Here is a 24,591-nt window from a genome sequence, read left to right as displayed (position 1 = left end):
GGCGGCAGGAGGTACGGCGGCACCCGGCGCTCCAGACGGCGCCCAGCGCGGCAACGCGCGGTGCGATGGTGCGCAGTGCGCGGTACGGCGGCGCGCGGTACGAAGGTGCGCGATGGCACGCGGTACGGCGGTACGCGGTGCGAAGGTGCGCGGTGCGCGACGTGCGGTGCGTGGTGCCGGTGCGGCAGCGGCTGCCGGTGCCGCGACCAAGATCCAAAAGGGGCACATGCGCCTGTCAGAAGTGTGCATCAGGCGCAGGAGTTTCTTGCGTCACAATGATCTCTGAGATCACTGTTTGCGCAGGTCATGCCCAGTGGTTATGGGAGGCAAGAGAGCTTTCCCGATAAGTCAACCTTTGCCGGACAGGTCGCGTCATACGCGTGTGGGGCCTGGCGCGGGCAGGTGATGCCGCTCCCGCGAACGTGCCCGTCCTGCGGGGAGGAAGATCTGTGCCCGAATGGCCGACCGCCGGCCGCGTCGACGACCATGAGCTGGTCGAGGCGCTGCTACGAGCGGACGTACACGCGTCCGCGAGCCTCTACGACTCCTATGCCGAACGACTTTACGACTACGCCTGCTCGCTGCTCCGGGAACGGGAGACGGCGGCCGAGGCCGTACACGACGCCCTCGTCGGGGCGCACGGCAGCGTGCACCGGCTCGCCGACACCGGCCGGCTGCGTCCGTGGCTCTACGCATTGACCCGGTTCCAGTGTTCGGCCGGGGGACGTGACGGCGCGCGGGGCGCGACCCGGCACGACGGCGGGCGCCGGGCCCGGCACGACGCCGTACAAGCTCCCGAATGGGAGGACGACACGCCGAGTGTGGGACGGCATGGGGCCGTGCCGGAGGACCGGCGGGGTGCCGGGCAGCAGGGTGACAGGTGGGTGGCCGGGTGGCAGGGGGATGTGCTGGGGGCTCCGGTGGGGGCCTGGGCGGCCGAGCCGGCGACGGAGGATGGCGGTGATCCCGAGCTGGTGGGAATGGTGGGGGACGTCCTCGCCGAGCTGAACCAGGACGAACGGGAGGTCCTGGAGCTGTCGTTGCGGCACGAGCTGGCCTTCGCGGAGGTGGGCGCCGTTCTAGGCATCAGTTCGCGGCAGGCGGTGGCGCGGCTCAAGCGGGTACGCGACCAGTTGGAGAACGCGGGCGCCGCCGTACTGCTGGCGAGGACGGGCCGGGCGCACTGCCCCGACCTGTCGGCGATGGTCGACTCGTGGGAGGGGCCGCTCACGCCGATGCTGCGGCGGCGGCTGGCCGGGCACATCAGCGGCTGTGAGGTGTGCACGGAGGGCAAGCACCGGCGGGTCACGGCCGAGCGGCTGCTGGACCTGGTGCCGATGGAGTTCCCGCCGCTGTCGATGCGCCGCCGTACGATCGACGCCTGCGCCGCCCCGGAGCGCGAGGACACCCGTGCCCTGCTCGCGGAGCTCGCCGGCCACATGGACAAGGAGGGCTTCCCGCGCGCGAAGGGCAGGCGGCAGAAGCGCGGCATGCGATCCGCCCGCCGGAGCCGCCGCGCCGCCGACCCCGCCCCCCGCCGCGCCACCCCGGCCCCCGCCCCCCACCCCGACCCCCATCCCGCCCTCGATCCCGACCCCGGCCCGCCATGGGACGACACGGATACGCCCGGCCACGGGACCTACGGCGTCGAGGAGACGTCATGGGGCGGCACGGGTACGCCGGGGCGTGGAACGCACGCCGGATGGGAGGCCGCGGAGAGCGGCGTCGCGGAGACGTCATGGGGTGGCACCGGTACGCCCGAGCGTGGAACGCACGCCGGGTGGGAGGTCGCGGAGAGCCGGGAGGGAACGGCATGGGGTCACGCGGACACCCCGGAGGTGGCGGCGTGGGACGACGCGGCGGCGCATCGGCACGGGGACTCCGGCGCGGAGGCGGTGTGGGGCGAGGCGGAAGTGCTCCAGACCGGAGGCCGGGACGGGGGTGTGGGGCAGACCGCGGTGTGGCGTGACGCGACGGATCACGCGGCACAGGACGACGGCCCTGTGGAGGTGTCCGCGTGGGGGGACGCGGGGCGCGGGCCGCGGGAAGGAGCGGGCCGAGGTGCCTGGAACGAGGGGCAGACAGCCGGGCGAGTTGGCTGGGATGAACGGGAAACGGCTGGACGCACCGGGCGAAACGGCTGGGATGAAAGGGGAACGGCCGGGCGGGATGGCTGGGACGACGGGGAAGCGGCCGGGCGAGTTGGCTGGGATGAAGGCGAAACGGCCGGGCGGGATGACGGGGAAACGGCTCGGCGGAGTCGGAGGGGTGGGGACAGGAGGGGGCGGCGGCGGTCGCGGCGGATGGCGCCGGTGGTGATGGCGGCTGTGGGGCTGCTCGCCGCGACCGGGGCGGTGGTCCTGCTGAACGGCGGCCAGCCGGGCAGGGCGGACAACGCGCAGGCGGCGCCGGAGGTCTTCCTTGAGAAGCCCACCCCGACCCCGGACGAGGAAGTGATCCCCGAGGGCGTCGCCGAGGAGGAGACCCCCGGCGAGGACGCCCCGCAGGAGGAGCCGTCCGCCATCCGCACACCGGGCTCCGCCACGTCGGCCCCGCCCCGCACTCCGGTGGCGGCTCCCCGCGCGCCGGCCAGGCCGACCGGGTCGCGCCCGGCCCCCCGGAGGCCGTCGGCGACCGCGCCCGTGGTACGGCTGGCCGCGTCCTGCCCGGGAGCCCTGGGCGACGCGGGCGCCGGGCAGATCACGCTGACCGCGCACGGCAGGACCCTGTCGTGGACGGCGTCGACGACCGGCGGGCTGAGCCTGCAGCCACGACAGGGGCGGATCAAGGCGGGGGCGACGGCCAGGATATGGGTCACCGTCCCGGATCCGGGCGAGGCGGGCAGTGGCGCGGTCGCGTTCAGCTCGGCGGGCGGCGGCCCGCGCTGCGCGATCTCCTGGAGCGGTCAGGGCTTCGACCCGGACGACCAGTCCGAGCCTCCGGCGGACCCGCCGACCTCCCACGAGCCCGGCCCGGCGGGCACCCCGCCCGGGACGGGCGGCTCCCCGTCCAACGAACCCGACACAACCGCCTGACCTGGGAAAACCCCCCATTCCACACAACAAAGAGCTATATGGCTCTACGCGAAGTTTGTGGCGGTTTATCCGATTTGCATGCCCTGTACCGTGTGACCAAAGGCACATAGTGTAAGATCGTTTCCCGCTATGTGAGGGATAACACCACGGCCGGGCTTTGCGATCCGGTAAACCATGTCCTGGCGCAAGGCGTCGCCATTGACGGCAATGCGGCGTGATTGGTCCCATGAATACCGGGCGATCAACGCGCCTTCACCCAGCCAGGAGCCACAATGCGTACGAACCGGAGGGTACTCACGTGGGCAATGACGCTCGCGTGTGTCGCGGGAGCGGTCATCGCCCTCGCCGACATCGACACTCCGCTGCGCCTGGTTTTAACCCCTATGTTCCTTTTGGTGGTTCCGGGTGCCGCAGTCGTGGGACTGTTGCGTGATCGTGACCCACTTGCCGCCCTATCAGTGGGCGCGGCGGCAAGTCTCGTTATAAATGTTCTCCTGGCCGAAGCCATGCTGCTTTTTGGCGCATGGTCCCCCAGGGCGGGCGTTGCGACGATTGCCGTGCTCGGGGGGTTTCTCACCGTGCTGCGCGTTTTGTACCGGGGGAGCGGGGACGCACGGTCCGAACAGGGGGCAGGGGCAAGGTGAACATCACGGTTGTTCGCCCATGGGAGCTCGGCGAGGCCGAGGTCGTTCGCTGGCGTGAGCTGCAGAAGTCATGTCGCTCCCTGGACAACCCTTTCCTGTCGGCGGAGTTCGCGCTGGCCATGAGCCGGCTGCGCGACTACGTCCGGGTCGCGGTGATCGAGGACGGAGGGAAGATCGTCGGGTTCTTCCCCTTCGAGCACCACAGCTTCGGGATCGGCAAGCCGCTCGGGGGCTTCCTCACGACGTGCCACGGGCTGATCTCCGACCCCGAGCTGAAGCTCGACGCCCGCGTGCTGCTGCGCGCGTGCCGGCTCAGTGTCTTCGACTTCGACCACCTGGTCGCCGGCCAGCCGACCTTCGCGCCGTTCGAGACGGATGTCCGCCCCGCGCCGATCATGGACCTCAAGGCGGGCTTCCTCTCCTACATCGAGCAGGTCAGGGCCAACTCCCCGAAGAACCTCAAGACCGTCCGCTACAAGGAGCGCAAGCTCGGGCGGGAGCAGGGCGAGGTCCGGTTCGACTGGGCGTCGCCCGACGCGTCCGCGCTGCGCACGCTGATGGGCTGGAAGTCCGACCAGTACCGCAGGACCGGCCGGGTGGACCGCTTCGCCCAGCCGTGGATCGTCGACCTGCTGGACGCCTGCCACGCCGTCGCCTCCGAAGACTTCTCCGGCGTCCTGACCATGCTCTACGCGGGTGACGTCCCGGTCGCGGGCCACTTCGGCCTGCGTACCGCGACCACCCTCGTCGGCTGGTTCCCCGCCTACGACACCGACTTCGCCCGTTACTCGCCCGGCATCGTGCACCACCTGCTCATGGCGGAGCACGCCGCCAACGCCGGTCTCGTCCAGATCGACATGGGCAAGGGCGACAGGGAGTACAAAGCCTGGTTGCGGACCGGTGACCTGTACGTCGCCGAGGGGAGGATCGCCCGGCCCTCCGCCGCGGCGGCCGTCCACTGGGTCGGCAGGACCCCGGTCAACAAGGCCAAGACCATCGTCACGGACCGGCCGACGCTCTACCGGATGGCGGACCGCGTGCTCAAAGGCTTCGGCCGGGTGCGCACCTCCGTCCAGTCGGACCCGCCAACCGAACCTACGGGAGCGCGATAGCCACCCAGTCCTCACCCTCACCACCGCCAGGACCCTCAGCACCCCTCGCGGATCCGCCATCTCCCGTGGCCGCCGCCTCCGCGAGCCGGGTCCGTCTGGCAGTCAGCGCCGACGACCGATCGCCCGGAAGGACAGTCCTCACATGAGTCCCGAGATCAGCACGCACAACGGCAAGCCTCAGGTGGCCGCCCTGAGGTCCATGCCGCCGTTGGAGCGGTTCACCCCTCTCACCCCCCACGTGGCCATCTCCCCCAGCGTCAGCGTGGTGGTCCCCGCCATGAACGAGGCGGAGAACCTCCCCCACGTCTTCGCCACCCTCCCCCAGTGGATCGACGAGATCGTCCTGGTGGACGGCAACTCCACGGACGACACCGTCGAGGTCGCCCGCCGGCTGCGGCCGAACGTGCGCATCGTGACCCAGACCGGCAAGGGCAAGGGCGACGCCCTCTCGGCGGGCTTCGCCGCCTGCACCGGCGACATCATCGTCATGATCGACGCCGACGGCTCGACCGACGGCCGCGAGATCATCCAGTTCGTCGGCGCCCTGGTCACCGGGGCCGACTTCGTCAAGGGCTCGCGCTACGCCGCCGGCGGCGGCAGCGACGACCTGACCTTCAACCGCCGTTTCGGCAACAAGGTCCTCACCTCGCTGGTGAACACCATCTACGGCACCCGGTACACCGACCTGTGCTACGGCTACAACGCGTTCTGGGCCCGGCACCTGAACGCGCTGGACCTCGACTGCGCGGGCTTCGAGGTCGAGACGCTGATGAACATCCGGGCGGCCAGGGCCGGTCTGCGCATCCAGGAGGTGCCCAGCCACGAGCGCTGCCGGATCCACGGCGAGAGCAACCTGCACGTCGTGCGCGACGGCATCCGCGTGCTGAAGACCATCCTGCGCGAGTGGCGGCGCCACCCGGAGCAGCAGCTTGAGGAGCCCTCCGAGACCCGCGCCGCTGACCGGGGCGTGGCGTAACCCCCACCTTCAGCGACGAACCGTTAGCGAGCAGGCATGAAGTGCAGCGTTGTCATCTGCGTCTACACCGAAGAGCGCTGGGACGACATCCGGGCGGCGGTCGAGTCGGTCGACCGCCAGCGGCGGCCGGCGCATGAGCTCATTCTCGTCGTCGACTACAACCCGGACCTGCACCTGCGGCTGAAGCGGGAGTACCCGCACGCGATCGTGGTGGAGAACTCCCACGAAAAGGGACTCTCCGGTGGCAAGAACACCGGCGCCGCCACGGCGACCGGTGACATCGTGGCGTACCTCGACGACGACGCCGTCGCCGACCCCGGTTGGCTGGAGGCACTGGAGGAGGGCTTCCAGGATCCGGCGGTGGTCGGCGTCGGCGGGCGGACGCACCCGTTGTGGGCGTCCGGCCGCCGGCCGCGGTGGTTCCCGTACGAGTTCGACTGGACCGTCGGCTGCTCCTACCGGGGCATGCCGGTACGGCGGGCGCCGATCCGCAACGTGATGGGGGGCAACGCCGCCTTCCTGCGCGGGGTGATCGGTGACGTCGGCGGGTTCCGCACCGGCATCGGCCGCAGCGTGCAGGGCAAGAAGAGCCGGCCGCTGGGGTGTGAGGAGACGGAGTTCTGCATCCGGCTGGCGCAGTCCAGACCGGGATCGGTCATGCTCTTCGAGCCCGGCGCGGAGATCGGCCACAAGGTGCCCGCCGCCCGCTCGACCTTCGCCTACTTCCGCAGCAGGTGCTACGCGGAAGGGCTGTCCAAGGCGCTGGTGACCGCCAGCGTGGGGGCCGGTGACGGGCTCGCCAGCGAGCGGGCGCACGCGCTGAAGGCGCTGCCGCTCGGCGCGCTGCGCGGCGTCGGCGAGGCCCTCAGGGGGGACGGGTCCGGCCTGGGCCGCGCGGGCGCCATCGTGGTCGGGCTCGCCTGGACCACCTGGGGCTACGTGGTCGGCACCGCGCGACTGAAGCTGGGGAAGTCATGACCCGGGTGCCGATCCTGATGTACCACTCGGTGAGCGAGCGGCCCAACGACGAGACGCGGCCCCTCGCGGTGCGCCCGTCCGACTTCGCCGACCAGCTCGGCTACCTGCGCGACCACGGGTTCACCCCGATCACGTTCGGCGCGCTGGTCACCGCGCTGCACGAGGACGACGGGCGCGACCTGCCCGCCCGGCCGGTCGTGCTGACCTTCGACGACGGCTACGCCGACTTCCACACGGAAGCGCTTCCGCTGCTGGAGAAGGCGGGCGCGCCCGCCACCGTCTTCCTGACCACCGGCTGGCTCGCCGACGCCGGGCAGGACGCCGCGGGCCGCCCGCTCGACACCATGCTGACCTGGTCGCAGGCCGCCGAGGCCGCCTCCTGCGGCGTCGAACTCGGCGGCCACAGCCACAGCCACCCCCAGCTCGACCAGCTCTCCGACGCCGACCTGCGTGAAGAGCTGCGCCGCAACAAGGCCCTCATCGAAGACCGGCTGGGCTTACCCGTGCCCACCATGGCCTACCCGTACGGCTATTCCAGCGCGCGGGTGCGCCGGGAGGTGGCGCGGGCCGGTTACACGGCGGCCTGCGCGGTCGCCAACGATGTCGCCTCCGGCCGCGACGACGTGTTCACGATCCCGAGGCTCACCATCGCCAAGGGCACCACGCTGAGCACCTTCGGCCGCGCGGTGCACGACCGCGCCATCCCCCTGATCTATCTCAAGGAACGCCTGCTGACCAAGGGCTTCGCCGTGGTCCGCAGAACGAGGTACGGCCTGCGCCGGGTGCGCGGACATGTCTAGGACGCCGCCGCGCCAGAGGGAGACCGGCGCGGCGGGCGAAGGGGGAGTCACAGCGATGAGCGCCGGGGTCACCGGGCTGCCCGAAGGCAGGCTGTCGGGACTGGGCAAGAAGGTGATGCGCGACCTGCGCAACCCGCTGTTCCGCAACGGCTACGCGCTGATGGCCAACACCGGCATCACCGCCGTGCTCGGCATGGGTTACTGGCTGCTCGCCGCCCGCCTCTACACGCCGGAGGACTTCGGCCGGGGCCAGGCGCTGATCACGGCCATGCGGCTGTTCGCCTCGCTGACCGCCCTCGGCTTCGTCGGGGCGCTGGCGAGGTTCATCCCGATCGGCGGGCGGCGCACCGGGAGCATCGTACGGCGGGCCTACCTCGTCGCCGGCGCGACCGGGATGACGGCGGCGCTCGGCTTCCTGCTGACGCTGCCGTTGTGGGGCGAGACCTACTCGGGGCTCGGCGGACTCGGCCCCGGCCTGTTCTTCCTGGCCTCGGTACTGGTCTGGTCGGTCTTCACGTTGCAGGACGTGACGCTCGCCGGGCTGCGCAAGGCCACCTGGGTACCGGTCAACAGCATCTGCTTCGGCCTGGTCAAGATGGTCATGCTGATCGCGCTGGCCGGCGCGCTGCCGGAGGACGGGATCTTCGTCTCGTGGATCGTGCCAACGGCCATCGCGCTCATCCCGGTCAACATCCTGATCTTCGGTTTCCTCATCCCCCGGCACACCCGGGAGAGCCCCGTCACGCTGCCGCCGCCGCGGACCAGGGAGATCGGCAGGTTCCTGGCCGGCGACTACCCGGGCACCCTGTCGATCCTGGCGATCGTCTACCTGGTGCCGGTACTCGTGGCGTCACAGGTGGACGAGGCGACGTTCGGCTATTTCGCGATGGCGCACACGCTGGGCTCGATGATCGAGCTGCTCGCGATGAACATGGCCACCTCGCTGACCGTGGAAGGCTCCTTCGACCGGTCCCGGCTCGCCGCCAACGCGCGTAACGCGCTGCGCCGAGCGTTTATGATCATCGCACCGGTGGTCGCCCTCACGGTGATCCTGGCGCCGTTCATCCTGAGCATCTTCGGCGCCGGTTTCGCCGACGAGGGCACCCTGCTGCTGCGCCTGATGGCGCTGGCCGTACTGCCCCGGGTGCTGATCGAGATCTACCTGAGCGCGCTGCGTTCCGGCAGCCAGGCGCGCAGGCTGGCGCTCGTCCAGATCGGCCTGGCGGCGTGCGTGCTCGGCAGTTCGGTCGCGATGTTCCCGTTCTTCGGGGTCGTCGCGGTGGGATACGGGCTACTGTTCAGCGAGCTACTGGTCGCCGCCCTGATCTTCAGCGGTCTGCGCAAGATCCTTGATTTCGGCGCAACACCGTCGCGCGGCGTCGCGGGCGCTCACCGGAAGCCCCATGATGTTCAGCGTGAGGCAACGGACAGGTAAGGACATGACCACGGGGACGACCGACAGCCCGGATGTCGAGGAGACCGAGGCGAGCCACCCTGTGCCCCCGGAGGCCGAGGCGAAGCCCCCCACGAAGCCCGCGCCGGAGCCAGAACCGGAGTCCGAACCGGAGCCAGAACCGGGGTCCGGATCCGGCCCTGCATCCGCGGCTGAGGCCGAGGACGAGTCCGAGCCCGCGTCGGAGGCCGAGCCCGAGCCCGCGGCCGAGTCGGAGGCCGAGGCCGAATCCAAGGCTGAGACCAGGGCCGAGACCAAGGCCGGGCCGAAGCCTGAGTCCGAGGGCAAGCCGAAGGCTGAGTCCGAGGGCGAGTCCAAGGCTGAGTTCGACGAAGAGGAAGACGTCACCTCGACCGCCGTCTTCCCCAAGATCGTCCTGACCGGCCCTCCGCCCGCACGCCCCGCCACCCCGCCGAAACCCCCTGCCTCCGGCACCCCCACGACCGCGCCCGAGCGCCCCGCCGTGCGGGCGGTGGCCGCCCAGCCGGAGCCGGGTGGGCTGCGGGGGCGGGTGGCGGCGCTGGCGGCGAGTGCGCCGTTGTGGGCGCCGCCGGTGCTGACCCTTGAGGGTCTGGTCATGTACGTGCTGGCGATGCGGGTGTCGCCGGGGCCGCTGCGCGGGGTGGACCTCACCCAGATCGACGGGCTCGGCCTGATCTCCGTCCTCCCCGGTGCGGCGTTCGCGGCGATCCTGCTGCTGATCGGCGCGTTCTTCATCACGATCGCGCAGAACACCGACCGCAAGGGCCTGCTGCTCTTCCAGCTCGCCGCGATCACCTTCGCGCTGCACGGCGCCGCGGCGCTGGTGGAGCCCGAGCCGCGGTTCCACACGGCGTGGGTGCACGCCGGGTTCGTGGAGTACATCGCCCGCAGCGGCGAGGCGCTGCCCGGTCTGGACGCCCGGTTCTCCTGGCCGGGGTTCTTCGCGCTGTTCGCCTTCCTGACCCGGGCGGCGGGCCTGCACGACATGGCGCCGGTGCTGCAGTGGACGCCGCTGCTGTCCAACCTGCTCTACCTGGTGCCGTTCGTGCTGGTGCTGCGCCTGGTGGTGGCCACCACGAGGGCGCGGTGGTTCGCGGCGCTGCTGTTCATCCTGGTGCAGTGGATCGGCCAGGACTACTTCTCCCCGCAGGGCTTCACCTTCGCGCTCTACATCGCGTTCGTCGCGATCGTGCTGCGCTGGTTCGGCCGGGTCGAGCCGCGCACCGCGCCGATCCCGGACAGGGGCCTGATCCGCAGGACGCTGGCCCGGCTCGACGGGCTCGTCCCCGGCGAGCTCTCGTACGCCCCCGCGCGCCGCGGCGACCGGGTGATCATGCTGGTCCTGCTGATCGCCCTGTTCGCGGCGGCCACCGCGGCCCACCAGATCACACCGTTCATGATGCTCGGCGCGCTGACCGGTCTCATCCTGCTCCGCCGTACCTCGTTGTCGCTGGCGCTGCCGTTCTTCCTGGGCCTGATCGTGCTGGCGTGGATCAGCTACCAGGCGACGCCGTACTGGTCGGGGAACCTCGACCACATCTTCGGCGGCATCGGGCGGATCTTCGACAACCTGCAGGAGAACACCGGCGACCGGCTCTCGGGCACCGACCCGTCGCACGCGATGGTGCTCCAGGTGCGGCTGGGCATCTGCGCGGTGATCCTGGCGCTGGCCGCGGTCGGGCTGCTGCGCCGGCTCCGGCGCGGGGTGGCCGACCGGGCGGCGCTCATCCTGCTGTGCATCCCGACGCTGGCGCTCGGGCTGCAGAGCTACGGCGGCGAGATCGGGCTGCGGATCTACATGTTCGCCCTGCCCGGGGCGTGCATCCTGGCGGCGTACGCGTTCTTCCCGAACCTCCCGGCGGGCAGCGCGGACACCGGTGAGGAGACCGTGCCGATCCGGCGGCGGAACATCCGGTTCAACCCCCAGCTCACGCGGAAGGTGTCGCTCGCGCTGGCCGCGGTCACCGCGCTGACGCTGTCCATGGCCTTCCTGGTGGCCCGCTACGGCAACGAGAAGTTCGAGCAGGTCACCGAGGGCGAGGTCGCGGCGATGCACTACGTGTACGACCACGCCAAGCCGAACGCCCGGCTGCTCTACCTGGTGCCGATCGCCGGCGAGGAGATCACCCCGACCATCCCGTGGCGTGAGCAGGACATCGAGAAGGTGGACTACAACGAGGTCCTCGTGCACCCGGACCCGGCGAACCTCGCCGACATCCTGACCAGGCTGAGGCTGGACGGCCCGGGCACCTATCTCATCGCGAGCGTGGCCCAGGCGCACTATCTGGAGCTCAACCACGGCTTCCCGGCCGGATGGGGCGAGCGCTTCCGCGCGGCGCTGGACGCGAACAAGGAGATCAAACGGGTCTTCTCCAACGACGACGCCGCGCTCTACTCGCTGCGGAACTACCCGAAGGGGCCGGTCGCGAAGACCGGCGGCAACTACCGGCTGCCCGGCGACCCGGGTACGCCGTGGACCCCGGTGGGCATCGCGGCGCTGGCGGCCACCTGGATCGCGCTGCTCGGCTACGAGATCATGCGGCAGAACGGCGTGGACCAGGCCCGGCGGGCACGGCGGCGGGTGCTCGTCCTCGGCCTGCTCATGTTCGTGGTCGCGGTGGCGGTCATCGTGGAGCGGTTCCTGGTCATCGGGTTCCTCTAGCGGAGCGGCCGGATAGGCACACTCACCTATCGACGGGCCGTACGCCCGGCGGCCGACGAGCCGGTCTCTCCCGGTCCGGCAGGCGGTGGCGAACCGTTTCGCCTCGGTGGTCTCCGGACGGCCCTAGGATTCGATCATGGAATTGACGACGGTGGTCAGTGCGTCCCGGCCCGATCTCGGCCGCCAGGTGGAGGAGGTCTTCTCCGTGGGCTGGCCGGAGTTCATCTTCCACGAGGCCACCGTCAAGCAGTATATGGACCGGGCCGGTGACTTCTTCTCCGCGTTCAACCTGCTCCTCCTGGACGAGAACGACCACATCGCGGCCGGCGGCTGGGGGGTGCCGCTGACCTGGGACGGCACGGTCGCCGGACTGCCCGCCGGGTACACCGACGCCCTGGTCCGGTCGGTCGAGCAGCACGAGCGGGGCACCCGTCCCGACACGTTCGTGCTGATGGCGGCGCAGGTCCGGGAGGGGCTGCAAGGCCGGGGGCTGGCCGCCGAGCTGCTCGACCGGCTGCGCGACCGGGCCCTGACCGAGGGCCTGACCCGGGTGATCGCCCCGGTGCGGCCCACGTTGAAGGCCCGCTATCCGCTGACCGAGATGGCGCGCTTCGCCGGGTGGACCCGTTCCGACGGCACCCCGCTGGACCCTTGGCTGCGCATCCACCACCGGATGGGGGCGCGGATCCTGTGCCCGGCCGAGCGCTCCATGGTGGTACGCGGCACCGTCGCCGAGTGGGAGCAGTGGACGGACATGGCCTTCCCCGACTCCGGCGCCTACGTGGTGCCGGGGGCCCTCGCGCCGGTGCTCATCGACCGGGAGGCCGACACCGGCGAGTACGCGGAGCCGAACGTGTGGATGCGACACGTCTGACGGCGGGTCCGGGGTCGGCGGAAACGGCGGCCCGCTCGCCTACGCTCTCCTGGTGGCCCTCTTCCGGATCGAGCGCGTTTCACCGTTGCCGGTGGACGAGGCGTGGCGGCGGGTGACCGACTGGCCGAGCCACGCCAGGCACGTCCCGCTGACCACGGTCATCGTCACGACGACGCCTCCGACGCACGTGGGCACGTCGTTCGTGGCCCGCACCGGCGTCGGGCCGCTCGCCTTCGACGACCCCATGGAGGTCGTCCGCTGGGACCCGCCCGACGCCGCCGACCCGGCCGGCCGGTGCCGGCTGGAGAAACGGGGCTCCCTCCTCACCGGCTGGGCCGAGATCGAGGTCCGCCCGCATCCCGGTCCGGGGGCCGCCTCCCAGGTCCTGTGGGTCGAGGAGATCGAGGTGCGCGGGCTGCCCAGGAGGCTGGCCGGTCTGACCGCGCCGACCGGCCGGTTCCTGTTCGGCCGCGCCGTGTCCGGGCTGCTCCGCGGCCGGTCCGGGGTCAGGCGCCCCGGTCGCTCCACCTGACCTCGTAGGGCTGGAGGGTGAAGGACTGCCCGTCCACCGTGACGGTCAGGGCGGCGCCGGTGGTGTTCACCATGACCATCTGCCGTTCCTGGGCCAGCACGCGGACCCGGGCGTCCGAGCTGTCCACCGGGGTCAGGGCGACGTGCGCGGGGAACCATTTGCTGAAGCCGCTCAGGACGCCCGCCATCGGCATCTCATCGCCGTCGACGGGGCTCCACAGGCAGCCGGGGCAGTCCTGCGACCCCTCGGAGTTCTTCGGCTGCGGGCTCCAGTAGAGCGCCGTGGTGACGCCGCTGAGCGCGAACTCCATCATGGCCGCGGTCTGCACCGCCGTACGCCGTTCCTCGGTCCAGCCCGAGCCCTCGCTCTCGACGTACCACTCGGCCCACCAGACCGGCAGGTCGCCGCTCTCCCTGCGGAGCCAGTTGGTCACCGCGCCGAACTTGCCGAGCGCCGTGAACTCGTCCGGCACGATGCCCCGGTCGTTGGTCGCGGAGGAGCCGTCGATGATCACGAAGTCGGCGCCCTTCTTGTGCTGGAGCCAGTACTCGATGGCGTCCAGGGAGCGCTGGTCCACGTTGCCCCAGGCGCCGGACAGCTCCGACTTGTTGGTCTCGGACACGTCGGTGTCGATCGGCACGTACGGCCCGCCGACCTTGATGTCCTCGTCCACGGCCTTGAGGGCGTCGTAGACCTTGTTGTACAGCTCGGTGTACGCCTCGGCGTCCCAGGCGTTGCGGCCGTTGCTCCAGAAGCCCTTGAACTCGTTCCACACCATGAAGTGCTTGACCGTGGGATACCGCTTGGCCACGGTGGCGGCGAGCCGGGCGTAGTCGTCGAAGTGGTCGCGTTCGGGAGCGACCTCGATCTGCTCCCAGACGGTGCGGCCCTCGGCGCCGCCCTTCATCCAGTCGGGGGCGCAGCACAGGGTCAGCACCGGGAGCGCGTTCGAGCGGGCCATGAGCTTGACCCGCCGGTCGAGGTCGCGGAAGTCGTTCTTGCCGGGGGCCGGTTCGGGGTTGCCCGCGCCCCAGCCCATGATGTGCTGGTTCTGGATCAGCGGCACCCGTTCCAGGAGATGCGTGGCGGGTTCCCGCAGATCCTCGGGCTCGTTGTCCACGCTGAACTGCGTGTGGGTCATCCCCCAGCGCGGCCAGTCGTCGACGGCCGGCGGCTGGCGCAGGCTGGGGGCGGGTTCGCTGGGCGCCATCGTCATCGCCTGGCCGCGTCCCCTCTTCTCGTCGGTGCGCGCAGCGTAGGCGAGGATGCCGACGACGAGCGCGCAGGCCAGGACGCCCGCTCCCACGGCGACCGGCCAGGTCGAAAGTCGACGCGCATGGCGTCCGTTAGGAATCACCGGTCCGCTCACCCATTTTCGAATCAAGCGCTTGCCGACATGGCGACCCGGCCCATGGCTCGCTCGCCAAGTGCCGACTTTTCCACACATGGCGGGTCAGTCTTACCCGGTTACCGTACCGAGTGAGACTTGCATCGTGCTTGAAACCCGCGGTGACTCTCAGGCACCGTCCAGGATCCGGTGCGCCCTGGCGACGAGGTGCGGGACGCCGGCGCCCACCGTGCCGAACCCCTCCCCGACGGTCTTGCCCTGCTGGTAGCGGGCGTGGATGCCCTCCAGGATGACCGCGAGCTTGAACCGGCCGAACGCCAGGTAGAAGTCCAGGTCACCGAGGTCGGTCCCGGCCGTCTTGGCGTAGTGGGCGGCGAACTCGCGCGGGCCGAGGAACCCGGGGACGGTCGTCGCGCTGCCCGCGACCGGGACGGCGTCGTCGGCGTCGTGCCAGTAGGTCAGGGTGAGGCCCAGGTCGGCCAGGGGGTCACCGAGCGTGGACATCTCCCAGTCCACCACGGCCCTGATCTCCGCGCCGCCGTCCGGCCCGAGACCGACGAGCGTGTTGTCCAGCCGGTAGTCGCCGTGCACCAGGGTCGCCCCCGACCGGCCGGGCAGCCGCTCGCCGAGCCGGGTGACCAACCGGTCGTACTCGGGCAGTTCCCTGGTCTTCGACCGCTCCCACTGCTGGTTCCAGCGCCTGAGCTGGCGGGCCATGTACCCCTCGGGCCGGCCGAAGTCGCCGAGCCCGGCCTCCTCGTAGTCGACCGCGTGGACGGCGGCGAGGATCTCGGCCAGCCGTTCGGACAGCCGCCTGGCCCCGTCCGCGCCGACGCCGAGCCCGGTGAGCTCCTCCGCGGTGCGGATCGCGTCGCCCGCCACGTGCCCCATGAGGTAGAAGGGCGCGCCGATCACGTCTTCGTCGGAGCAGAAGGCCAGCGGCTCCGGCACCGGCACCGGGGTGGCCGCGAGGGCCGAGATCACCCGGAACTCCCTGCTCATGTCGTGCGCGGTGGGCAGCACGTGGCCGAGCGGCGGCCGGCGCAGGACCACCCGGCGCGCCTCGGCCTGGACCAGGTAGGTCAGGTTGGACCGGCCCCCGGAGATCACGGAGATCCCGGTGGGCTCTCCCGCGTCCGGAACGTGCGCGGACATCCAGCGGACCAGCCGTGGCCAGTCGATCCCAGGCGTGTTCATAAAGCCTTATTAGAACGTGATTCGGGTCACGGCCGCCACCCGGAGGGCGAGGTTTCCGTCACACAGGTAAACGAGCAGGCCACACCGCGCGTCCCCTCAGTACATCGTCGTGTGAGCGGTCGATGCACGGGTATTGCTGGCTTTTCGCACAACCGGGAGGAGGCGATGAACTGTTCGCCTTACTCCAGCGTTACATCAGACTGGTCATGATTGACGATGGTCCCTAACGATCGGGTCCCACTCACCTTACGCCGGACCTTGGGGACACTGCACACCCCAGTAGGAGCCAATGCGCATTTCAGTCGTTCCTCCCCGCGACCTCGGGGTGCAGGAGGTGTCCCGGTGGCGGGCCCTCCAGGATGCCGATCCCGCATTCGACAATCCGTTCCTGTCACCCGAGTTCACGATGGTGGTGGGGGAGCTCCGCCCGCAGGTGCGCGTGGCGGTGCTGAGCGACGGGCCGGACGTGGTGGGATTCTTCCCGTTCGAGCGGCACCCGCTGGGCATCGGCAAGCCGGTGGCCGCCGGCCTCACCGACGCCCAGGGGCTCGTCCACGCCAAGGACATCGAGCTTGACGCCAAGACGCTGATCAAGCGGTGCGGGCTGGACGTCTACGAGTTCGACCATCTGATCGCCGACCAGCCGCTCGTCCCGGAGCGGCACAGCCGCCACCCCTCGCCGATCATCGACCTGCGCGACGGCTTCGACGCCTACACCGAGACCCTGAAGGAGCAGAGCGGCAAGACCTACCGCTCGACGGCGTACAAGAAGCGCAAGCTGGGCCGCGACGTGGGCGAGGTCGAGCACCACTTCGCGATCAAGGACACCGGGCCGCTGCACACGCTGCTCGGCTGGAAGACCGACCAGTACCGCCGCACCGGCCGTACCGACCGGTTCGCCAGGCCGTGGATCGTCGAACTGGTCGAGCGGCTGCTCGCCACCGACACCGAGAGCTTCGGCGGCCTGCTGGACATGGTCTACGCCGACGGCCGCCCGGTGGCCGGCCACTTCGGGCTGCGCACCCGCACCACACTGGCCGGCTGGTTCCCCGCCTACGACACCGCCTTCGCGAAGTACTCCCCCGGCCTCATCCAGCACCTCGACATGGCCGAGCGGGCCGCCGGGACGGGCATCCAGGTGATCGACATGGGCCGGGGCGACAAGGAGTACAAGGAGAAGCTGAAGACCGGCGAGTACTTCGTCACCGAAGGGCGCGTCGCGACCCTCGGTGTCGGCTCCGGGGCGCACTGGATGCTGCGCGTCCCGGTCCGCAAGGTGCGCGGCACGGTGCTCGCCAACCCGCTGCTCCTCACCGCCGCCGACCGCACGCTCAAAGCCTTCGGGAAGTTGCGGACGACGCTTCAAGGCTCCTGACGCAAGGAGTATGCTCGGGCGCCTGCGTGGCGCCTGAGTCTTTTGTGATGGGAGTGAAGGAGTCGGCACGATTGACGTAGAAACCTCCCTGGCCCGCCGCATCGGCCGGCGGTGCCTGGCACTCCCCTCCAACCGGCTGGGTCTCTATCTGGCGCTGCGCTACTGGTGCGCCCCGGGCGAGCGGCTGCTGATGTCCCCCGTGTCGGCCGACGAGATCCTCTTCCTGGTGCTGGCGGCGGGCCTGATCCCGGTGATCGCGGCGCTCTCCCCCAGGGACGGCAACATCGACGTGGGCGCGGTCGACTTCGAGTCGGTCGACGCCGTGCTCACCACGAACCTCTACGGCCTGCCCGACAACGTGCTCGCGCTGCTGGCCCGCAAAGTGCCGATCATCGAGGACGTCGCGCACGCCATGGAGACGACCGTGGCCGGGCAGGCGCTCGGCACCTTCGGGGCGGCCGGGGTGTTCAGCCTCTCCAAGCACGCCGGCGCGGGCTCCGGCGGCGTCCTCGCCGTGGAGCACGAAGCCGACCTGCGCGCCCTGCGCCACCACCGCGACCTGCTGCTGCGCCCCGGCGCGCTGCGCAGGGAGATGTACTCCGTGTTCACCTCGATGGCCAGGCAGACGGCGCTCAAACTCGACCTGGTGCGCCCCGCGCTGCGGGTCGCCCGCGCGCTCGGCATGCAGGAGCCCCGGGACGGCTTCCGCATCGCGCTGCGCCCCGAGGAGTTGCGGGAGGCGATGAAACAGGTGCCCGGCCTGCCCGCCTTCGACGGCTGGGTGCGCGCCGACCTGCACTCCTACCGCACGCGGCAGGGCAGGCCGGCGCACTGGTACCAGGCCAGGCGGCTCGCCGCGCTGCCCGCCGAGCGCGCCCGCCGGGTCGAGGGCGTCTCCCTGCTGGCCGGGCTGCCCAGCGCGGCGCCGGCCGTGCCCGGACTGGTGGACCAGCCGCTGTTCCGGGTTCCGCTGCTGGTGGAGGACCGGGACGAGGCCATCGTGAGCCTGGAACGGCAGGGCGTCGCGACCGGTTTCCTCTACGACCCGCCCTACGACGACTACGCGCCCGGTTTCATCGAGCCCTCGCCGGCTCCGCACGTGGCCCGCTGGTGGGCGCGGCACGTGCTGCCGGTGGATCCGCTCTACGCCCGCCGCGCCCTTCCCGTGGTACGGGGGCTCCGGCCAGCTCGGCCGCCAGTCGTGCCACGATCTCGCAACCTCGCCTGACGTCCTGGAGCGAGGCGGAGCCGTACCCGAGCACGATGCCGTGCCTGCGCGGGGCGCCGTTGTGGTGGCGTTCCGCGGTGTCCAGCAGGACGCCGCGCTCCCGCGCCGCCTCGGCCAGCGGGCGCACGACGTGCTCGGGCAGCTCGATCATGACGTGCAGCCCGGCGGTGTCCCCGCGCACCAGCGGGCCGAGGAGTTCGACCACGACGGCGCGCCGCCTGGCGTACTCCAGCCGCATCCGCCGCAGGTGCCGGTCGAGGTCGCCGTGGTCGAGCAGGGCGGTCACCGCGGCCTGCACCGGGCCGGGCGTGCGGTCGCCGGTCTCCGAGCGCGTCTCGGCGAACCTGGCCAGCAGGTCGGGCCGGGCGAGCAGCCAGCCGACGCCGACATCCGGGGCGAGGGACTTGGACAGGGTGCCGAGCAGCACGACCCGGTCCGGGTCCAGGCCGTAGAGCGCGGGCAGCGGCGCCACGTCGTAGCGGAACTCGGCGTCGTAGTCGTCCTCGATCACGATCGCCCCGGTGCGCCGGGCCCAGGCCAGCAGGCGTTCCCGGCGCGGGATGGGCAGCCGCCCGCCGGTGGGGTACTGGTGCGCCGGCGTGGTGTAGAGGACGCGCAGGTCGCCGGGCAGCCCCTCGACGATCACGCCGTCCTCGTCCACCGGGCAGGACACGACCTCCGCGCCGTGCGCCCGGAAGGTGTTCCTGGCGACCCGGTAACCGGGATCCTCGACCCCCGCCCGGTCCCCGGGGCCCAGCAGCGCGGCGGTGACCAGGCCGAGCCCGTTGCCGGTGCCCCTGGTCACGATCATGCCCTCGGCGTCCACCGGCACGGCCCTGGTCCGCCTCAGGTGCACGGCCAGGGCCTCGCGCAGCTCCGGCAGGCCGTACGGGTCGGGGTCCGGGCTCAGCGGGTGGTCGGCGGCCCGGCGCAGGGCGCGCCGCCAGGCGGCCCGGTCGTAGTCGAGCGTCCACGGCGACCCAGGCCGCAGGTCCACCACCTTCCCGGCATGCCGGGCGGGGTCGCGGCGCAGCCGCCGGGGCGGGGCGGGCGCGGTCGCGGGCGCGGGCCGGACGATCTCCGGGAGGTCGGCGACGTAGGTCCCCGAGCCGTGCCGGCCGTCGAGCCACCCTTCGGCGTAGAGCTGCTGGTAAGCCTCGGTGACGACGGTACGGCTGACGCCGAGCTGGCGGGCGAGGCCACGGGTGGAGGGCAGCCGCTCCCCCGCCGACAGCACGCCCGCCCGCATGGCCGCCCGCAACTGGTCGCCGAGTTGGGTCGCCAGGGACGGGGACGCGTCCCTGACGAGGGTGAGCGGCAGCTCCGGACCGGAAGTGGTCACCTGCAAATCGCGCATAGTGGCCGTATTATCCCAGGCCACTTTCCCGCATCCTGGGCGCATGACCACCGCGCTCTCCACCACCGACCGCACCCGCCTCGCCCGGAGCAAGGAACGCGCCCGGACCGAGCGGGCCGACCTGTACGACGTGCTCGACGCCGGGTTGATCTGCCACCTGGGCGTCGTGGCGAACGGCGCCCCGATGGTGGTCCCGACCGGCTACGGCCGTGTGGACGACACGCTCTACCTGCACGGCTCCACCGGGGCACGGTCGCTGCGGGCCGCGGCGGGCACCGAGGTGTGCGTCACCGTCACCCATCTCGACGGCATCGTGCTCGCCCGCTCGGTCTTCCACCACTCGGTGAACTACCGCGCCGCGATGATCTACGGCACGCCCCGGGCCGTCACCGACCCGGACGAGCACCTGGCCGGGCTCCGCGCGATCAGCGAACGGCTCGCCCCCGGCCAGTGGGACTACGCCCGCCGCCCGAACCGCAGGGAACTCGCCGCCACCGCGGTCCTCGCGCTCTCGCTGGCCGAGGCGTCGGTGAAGGTACGGCAGGGGCCGCCGTCGGACGAGGAGGAGGACTACGCGCTGCCGATCTGGGCCGGCGTGCTGCCCCTCCACACGAGCTGGGGCACGCCGGAACCGGACCCGGCGCTGCCGGCCGGAGTCCCCGCCCCCGGCCACGTGACAGACCGGACGATCTGAGGACCATTTCCCTCGATTCATGCCGATCCAGTATCAACCGGCCAACCTCACCGGCGAACCGCACGTCTTCAAGGGATGGCATCCGTTTCCCGGCCGAGTGGAGATCGCCATGGCAGCCAGTGGTGAATGGACGGCGCCCGGCTACACCGAGGTGCGCGCGCTCGGCTCGGGAGGCAGCGGCAGGGTCGTGCTCGCCGTGCACGACCCCACAGGCACCCCGGTGGCGATCAAGTACCTGTCGGCCGAACTGCGCACCCGCCCCGGCTTCCTGACCGGTTTCCAGGAGGAGGCGCGGGTCATGGTCGAACTGACCGACCCGCACGTGGCCCGGCTGTACGAGTACGTGCAGGACGGCCGGGGCTCGGCGGCCATCGTCATGGAGGCGGTCAACGGGGTCTCGCTGCGCGCCCTGCTCCGCGAACACGGGCCGACCGGCCCGGAGGCGGCGCTCGCCGTGCTCAAGGGCTCCCTGCTGGGCCTGTCCGCCGCGCACCGGCTCGGCGTCGTGCACCGGGACTACAAGCCGGAGAACGTGCTCGTCCGGGAGGACGGGTCCAGCAAACTGGTCGACTTCGGCATCGCCGTACGGGAGGGGGAGGGCAGGGCGCCGGCCGGGACGCCGCCGTACATGGCGCCGGAGCAGTGGGACGGGCTGCCCGCCTCGCCGGCCAGTGACGTCTACGCGGCCACGGCGGTGTTCTTCGAGTGTCTCACCGGGCACCGGCCCTACCAGGCGACCGCGCACGTGGTGCTCAGGTTCCAGCACCGGACCGCACCGGTGCCGATCGGCGACGTGCCCGAGCCGGTGCGCGGCCTGGTGGCGGCCGGCATGGCCAAGGATCCGCTGGACCGGCCCGGCACGGCGTCGGCGTTCCTCGCCGAGCTGGAGCGGGTGGCGCGGGCCGGGTACGGCGCGGACTGGGAGGAGCGCGGGCGGCGGCGGCTGGCCGGGCTGGCGGCGCTGCTCGCGGCGCTGCTGCCGCTGCCGCCGCACCCGCCGGTCGTGCCGGGCGGCGGCTCCACGGTCTTCCGCACGGTGCTGCGCGACCTGGGCCGTACGGCACGCGGCAACGCGGTCCGGCTCGGCGCGGCGGCCGGCGCGGTGGCGGTCGCGGCGGGGGTGACCGCCTACGCGCTGGCCTCGGACGAGGCCCCCGCCCAGCGGATCGGCATCGTGGCCGCGGCGCCCGCCCGCTCTCCCGGCCCGGCGCCCGGCCCGTCGGACCCGCCGGAGCCGGCGCCCGCCGTCACCGGGACGCCCCCGGCCGACCCCCCTCCCCTGGAGCTGCTCCCCGCGGGTCCGGCCGTGCCGCCGGAGGCCGGCGTCCCGCAGCAGCCCGCGACCACCTCCCCCGGGCCCGCCACCCCGAAGCCCGCCACCTCGAAGCCTGCCTCCCCGAAACCCCGGCCCTCGAAGCCCGGGCCCTCGAAGCCGCAGGCCCCCGGGCCCGCGACGAGCGCCCCGGAGACCGCCGCGCCCGAGCCGGGAACCCCCGGACCCGGCACGGGCGGCCCCACGGCCTCGCCGTCGGCGCCCGCCGCCTCCCCCACCCCGTCGCCGACCGCCTCGCCCGCGCCTCCGCGGACGCGGGTCTCCGCGCTGCGCCTCGGCGAGCTGTCCCAGGACGGCACCACCCTGGGCGGCGACGTCACCGTCACCACCACGGGCACCGGCGCGGTACGGCTGGAGGCGGTCTTCACCGTGGACGGCGCCCCGGTGCGCACCGAGCGGGTCACGCTGAGGGGCGCGACCGGTTACACGAGGTCTTTCCTGCACACCTTCGGCGAGACGCCGTGCGACACCCCGATCGGGATCAGGGTGACCGCGGGCGGACGGACGGCCGGGCGGGAGGTACGCGTCCCCTGCCCGTCCGGCGTGCGCACGCTGGAGGTGCTGCGGGCCGCCGTCGGCGGCAAGGGCGAGGCGGCGGCCACGGTGGCGACGACCACCTTCGGCGCCGAGCCGGTCGAGCTGCGGGTGGCGCTGAGCCTCGGCGAGGGCGGCGACCTGGCCCAGGTGGTGCGGCTCGCCGGGGAGACGGCCTACACCAGCACGGTCACCTTCCCCGTCGGGCGGGTGCCGTGCGGGACCGCGTGGCGGGTGACGGCGACGACCACGCCCGCCGCGCCCGGCGGTGCGGCCGTCGCCTCCGGCACGACCCCGGACTGCCAGGAAGAGGGGGAGGTCCCGCCGCGGTCCGTCGAGGGGGAGGTCAACCCGATCAAGTGATATGGGCGACAGATAGGTAAAATTCCTGACACACGGCGGTCGATGCTCACTAAGCTACCCCCCGTAACAAGGGTGGGGGCCCAGGCAGAAGGAGACCGTGATGTTCGGGACGCCGTCAGCCTGGCAGGTTCCCGGCTACACCGAGATCAGAGAGCTCGGCGCCGGCGCCTCCGGCCGGGTCGTCATGGCACGCCACGACGAGGACGGCACGCTCGTCGCCATCAAGTACCTGTCGGACGAGCTCCGGTCGGACATGGCCTTCGTCGCCAGGTTCCGCCACGAGGCCCGGCTACTGGAGACCCTGAACAGCACCCGCATCGCCCGCCTCTACCAGTACATGGAGAGCGGCCAGGGCGCGGCCATCGTGATGGAGCTGATCGACGGGGTGTCCCTGCGCGCGGTCCTGCGCTCCCAGGGGCCGACCGGTGCGGAGACCGCGCTCGTCGTGCTCAGGGGGGCGCTGCTCGGTCTGGTGACCGCGCACCGGGCGGGCATCGTGCACCGCGACTTCAAGCCCGAGAACGTGATCGTCGGCGAGGACGGGGCCAGCAAGCTGGTCGACTTCGGCATCGCCGTACGCGCGGGGGCCGGCGGGGGCGCGGCCGGCACACCGCCGTACATGGCCCCCGAGCAGTGGGCGGGAGCGCCCGCCTCGCCGGCCACCGACGTGTACGCGGCGACGATCGTGTTCTTCGAGTGCCTCACCGGCTCCCGGCCCTTCCACGCCAGGAACCTCACCGTGCTCGCGCACGAGCACCAGACCATGCCGCCGCCGCTGGAGAAGATCCCCTCGCCGTTGCAGGGGCTCGTCGAGCGGGGGCTGGCCAAGCACCCCGCGGACCGGCCGGCGTCGGCGGAGGCGTTCCTCACCGAGCTGGAGGCCGTCGCGCTCGGCGTCTACGGCGCCGACTGGGAGCGCCGCGGACGCCGCCGCCTCGCCACGCTCGCCGGGCTGCTCGCCCTCCAGTTCCCCAAGGCCGACCTGCTGTCCGAGGCCGACACGTCCCTCGCGGAAACCTTCCTCGGCGGCGGGAACGACGACTCCCCCGCCCGGTCGGCGCGGAACCGGCTCGCCGTGCGGGTCGCGCTCGGCGCCGGCGTCGTCGGCGTGCTCGGCCTCGTCACCGCGCTCCTCGTCAGCTCGACGCAGGACACCGAGCTGCGCGCGGACACCTCGGCGATCGTGCCGACCGCGTCCGTGGCCGGCACCCCGGTCGTGCCCGGCACCAGCGGGCCCGCCACTCCGGCGGACGAGACCGCGGAGCCCACCGAGACCGCCACGGAGACGGCCACCGGCACGCCCACCGAGGAGCCGGCGGACCCTGCCCAGGAGACCGCGCCCACCGCCACCGCGGCGGCCGGCGCCACCTCCCCGGCCGCCGAGGAGCCCAAGCCCAAGGCGACGAAGAAGCAGCACGACAAGGCCACGAAGGCGCCCACCCGCAGGCCCGTCCCGCGGCCCACCCGCTCCGACGAGGACGACTCGCCCGTCACCCTCGGCCCGCAGAAGCCCGGCTCCCCCGGGTCCGGCAGCACGCCGACCCCGCCCCGTACGACGAATCCGCAGTCGCCCCGGCCGCCCCAGTCCCCGGACCCGCGCCCCACCCGGACGCGCACCCAGGAGCCACCTTCGCAGACCCCCACCCCGCCGCCGCAGACCCCGACACCCGAACCGAGCGGCACGGACGGCCCCGGCAGGACGGACCCGCCCGCGATCACCTCCGCCCCGGGCTCCACCCCGGCGGACCCGCCCGCGATCACCGCCGACCCCGGCCGCGAAGGACCGCCCGCGATCACCGACGATCCCGGCCGCGCCGAAGGGCCGGCGGCGATCACCGACGATCCCGGCCGCATCGAAGGGCCGGACGGGCGCTCCGCACGCTCGCACGGGGACCGCGGTCCCGGCGGGGACGGGCCCGCGGACGGCCAGGACCGCGTCTCGCGCGGCGGAACGTCCGCCGGCAGGTGACGGCGGGCGGCCTTCCCGGCACACTGGCGGTGAGGCATGTCACGGCGAGCGGCCTTCCCGCACACTGACGGGGAGACGTGTCACGGCGAGCGGCCTTCCCGGCACACTGACGGGGAGACGTGTCACGGCGCCCCCGGGCGCAGTC

At 72.2% G+C, this 24,591-nt stretch carries 16 protein-coding genes and 1 pseudogene; 14 read left to right on the top strand and 3 right to left on the bottom strand.

Annotated features, from left to right (window positions below):
- Positions 1-449 precede the first annotated feature (449 nt).
- The 9 genes from QSK26_RS36895 (at position 450) to QSK26_RS36855 (ending at position 13,048) form a co-directional block, all read left to right on the top strand.
- Positions 450-3,035, top strand: coding sequence for a sigma-70 family RNA polymerase sigma factor (locus QSK26_RS36895; protein ID WP_285779990.1), 2,586 nt, complete (start codon positions 450-452; stop codon positions 3,033-3,035).
- A 640-nt stretch (positions 3,036-3,675) separates the two neighbouring features.
- Positions 3,676-4,791: a GNAT family N-acetyltransferase gene (locus QSK26_RS36890; RefSeq protein WP_285779989.1), complete on the top strand. Its 1,116-nt coding sequence runs from the start codon at positions 3,676-3,678 to the stop codon at positions 4,789-4,791.
- Positions 4,792-4,933: 142 nt separating this feature from the next.
- Positions 4,934-5,767, top strand: a complete 834-nt coding sequence (locus QSK26_RS36885; protein ID WP_285779988.1) for a glycosyltransferase family 2 protein — start codon at positions 4,934-4,936, stop codon at positions 5,765-5,767.
- A 36-nt stretch (positions 5,768-5,803) separates the two neighbouring features.
- A complete protein-coding gene (locus QSK26_RS36880) occupies positions 5,804-6,745 on the top strand; it encodes a glycosyltransferase family 2 protein (RefSeq protein ID WP_285779987.1) in 942 nt (313 codons plus the stop codon).
- Entirely contained in the window at positions 6,742-7,545 is an 804-nt protein-coding gene (locus QSK26_RS36875) for a polysaccharide deacetylase family protein (protein ID WP_285779986.1), read from the top strand. Before QSK26_RS36880 ends, QSK26_RS36875 begins: the two co-directional genes overlap by 4 nt.
- Positions 7,546-7,600: 55 nt before the next feature.
- Positions 7,601-8,980, top strand: a complete 1,380-nt coding sequence (locus tag QSK26_RS36870; protein ID WP_285779985.1) for a lipopolysaccharide biosynthesis protein — start codon at positions 7,601-7,603, stop codon at positions 8,978-8,980.
- 4 nt (positions 8,981-8,984) lie between these two features.
- The gene (locus tag QSK26_RS36865; protein ID WP_285779984.1) at positions 8,985-11,642 is read left to right on the top strand and encodes a hypothetical protein; all 2,658 of its coding nucleotides are present in this window, start codon (positions 8,985-8,987) and stop codon (positions 11,640-11,642) included.
- A 136-nt stretch (positions 11,643-11,778) separates the two neighbouring features.
- Positions 11,779-12,516 (top strand): GNAT family N-acetyltransferase, encoded by a 738-nt coding sequence (locus QSK26_RS36860; protein WP_285779983.1) that lies wholly within the window; start codon positions 11,779-11,781, stop codon positions 12,514-12,516.
- 52 nt (positions 12,517-12,568) lie between these two features.
- Complete coding sequence (locus QSK26_RS36855; RefSeq protein ID WP_285779982.1) at positions 12,569-13,048, top strand: SRPBCC family protein; 480 nt, start codon at positions 12,569-12,571, stop codon at positions 13,046-13,048.
- Here QSK26_RS36855 and QSK26_RS36850 read toward each other — a convergent pair.
- Together QSK26_RS36850 and QSK26_RS36845 are read right to left on the bottom strand one after the other, a co-directional pair.
- On the bottom strand, positions 13,023-14,354 hold the full coding sequence (locus QSK26_RS36850) for a GH39 family glycosyl hydrolase (protein WP_285779981.1): 1,332 nt from the start codon (positions 14,352-14,354) through the stop codon (positions 13,023-13,025). The two genes, QSK26_RS36855 and QSK26_RS36850, sit on opposite strands and share 26 nt — an antisense overlap.
- Positions 14,355-14,564: 210 nt before the next feature.
- A complete protein-coding gene (locus QSK26_RS36845; RefSeq protein ID WP_285779980.1) occupies positions 14,565-15,593 on the bottom strand; it encodes a phosphotransferase family protein in 1,029 nt (342 codons plus the stop codon).
- A 289-nt stretch (positions 15,594-15,882) separates the two neighbouring features.
- Here QSK26_RS36845 and QSK26_RS36840 point away from each other — a divergent pair, with 289 nt between their 5' ends.
- Together QSK26_RS36840 and QSK26_RS36835 are read left to right on the top strand one after the other, a co-directional pair.
- The gene (locus QSK26_RS36840; RefSeq protein WP_285779979.1) at positions 15,883-16,968 is read left to right on the top strand and encodes a GNAT family N-acetyltransferase; all 1,086 of its coding nucleotides are present in this window, start codon (positions 15,883-15,885) and stop codon (positions 16,966-16,968) included.
- A gap of 70 nt (positions 16,969-17,038) precedes the next feature.
- Positions 17,039-17,497: pseudogene (locus tag QSK26_RS36835) on the top strand (DegT/DnrJ/EryC1/StrS family aminotransferase); the annotation flags it as partial.
- Between the two features lie 544 nt (positions 17,498-18,041).
- Here the strand turns inward: QSK26_RS36835 and pdxR are convergent.
- A complete protein-coding gene (gene pdxR / locus QSK26_RS36830) occupies positions 18,042-19,553 on the bottom strand; it encodes a MocR-like pyridoxine biosynthesis transcription factor PdxR (RefSeq protein ID WP_285779978.1) in 1,512 nt (503 codons plus the stop codon).
- A gap of 43 nt (positions 19,554-19,596) precedes the next feature.
- Between pdxR and QSK26_RS36825 the strand changes: the two genes are divergently transcribed.
- The 3 genes from QSK26_RS36825 (at position 19,597) to QSK26_RS36815 (ending at position 24,446) form a co-directional block, all read left to right on the top strand.
- Positions 19,597-20,247, top strand: coding sequence for a pyridoxamine 5'-phosphate oxidase family protein (locus QSK26_RS36825; protein WP_285779977.1), 651 nt, complete (start codon positions 19,597-19,599; stop codon positions 20,245-20,247).
- Between the two features lie 109 nt (positions 20,248-20,356).
- Positions 20,357-22,477 carry a serine/threonine-protein kinase gene (locus QSK26_RS36820; protein ID WP_285779976.1) on the top strand — a complete coding sequence of 707 codons (2,121 nt, stop codon included), beginning with the start codon at positions 20,357-20,359 and terminating at the stop codon, positions 22,475-22,477.
- 100 nt (positions 22,478-22,577) lie between these two features.
- Complete coding sequence (locus tag QSK26_RS36815; protein ID WP_285779975.1) at positions 22,578-24,446, top strand: serine/threonine-protein kinase; 1,869 nt, start codon at positions 22,578-22,580, stop codon at positions 24,444-24,446.
- Positions 24,447-24,591: the final 145 nt, after the last annotated feature.

This window comes from Microtetraspora sp. NBRC 13810 (assembly GCF_030268685.1).
Lineage (GTDB): Bacteria > Actinomycetota > Actinomycetes > Streptosporangiales > Streptosporangiaceae > BSRQ01.
Note: the sequence above shows the minus strand (reverse complement) of the source record. Positions and strands in the feature narration are given on the sequence as shown.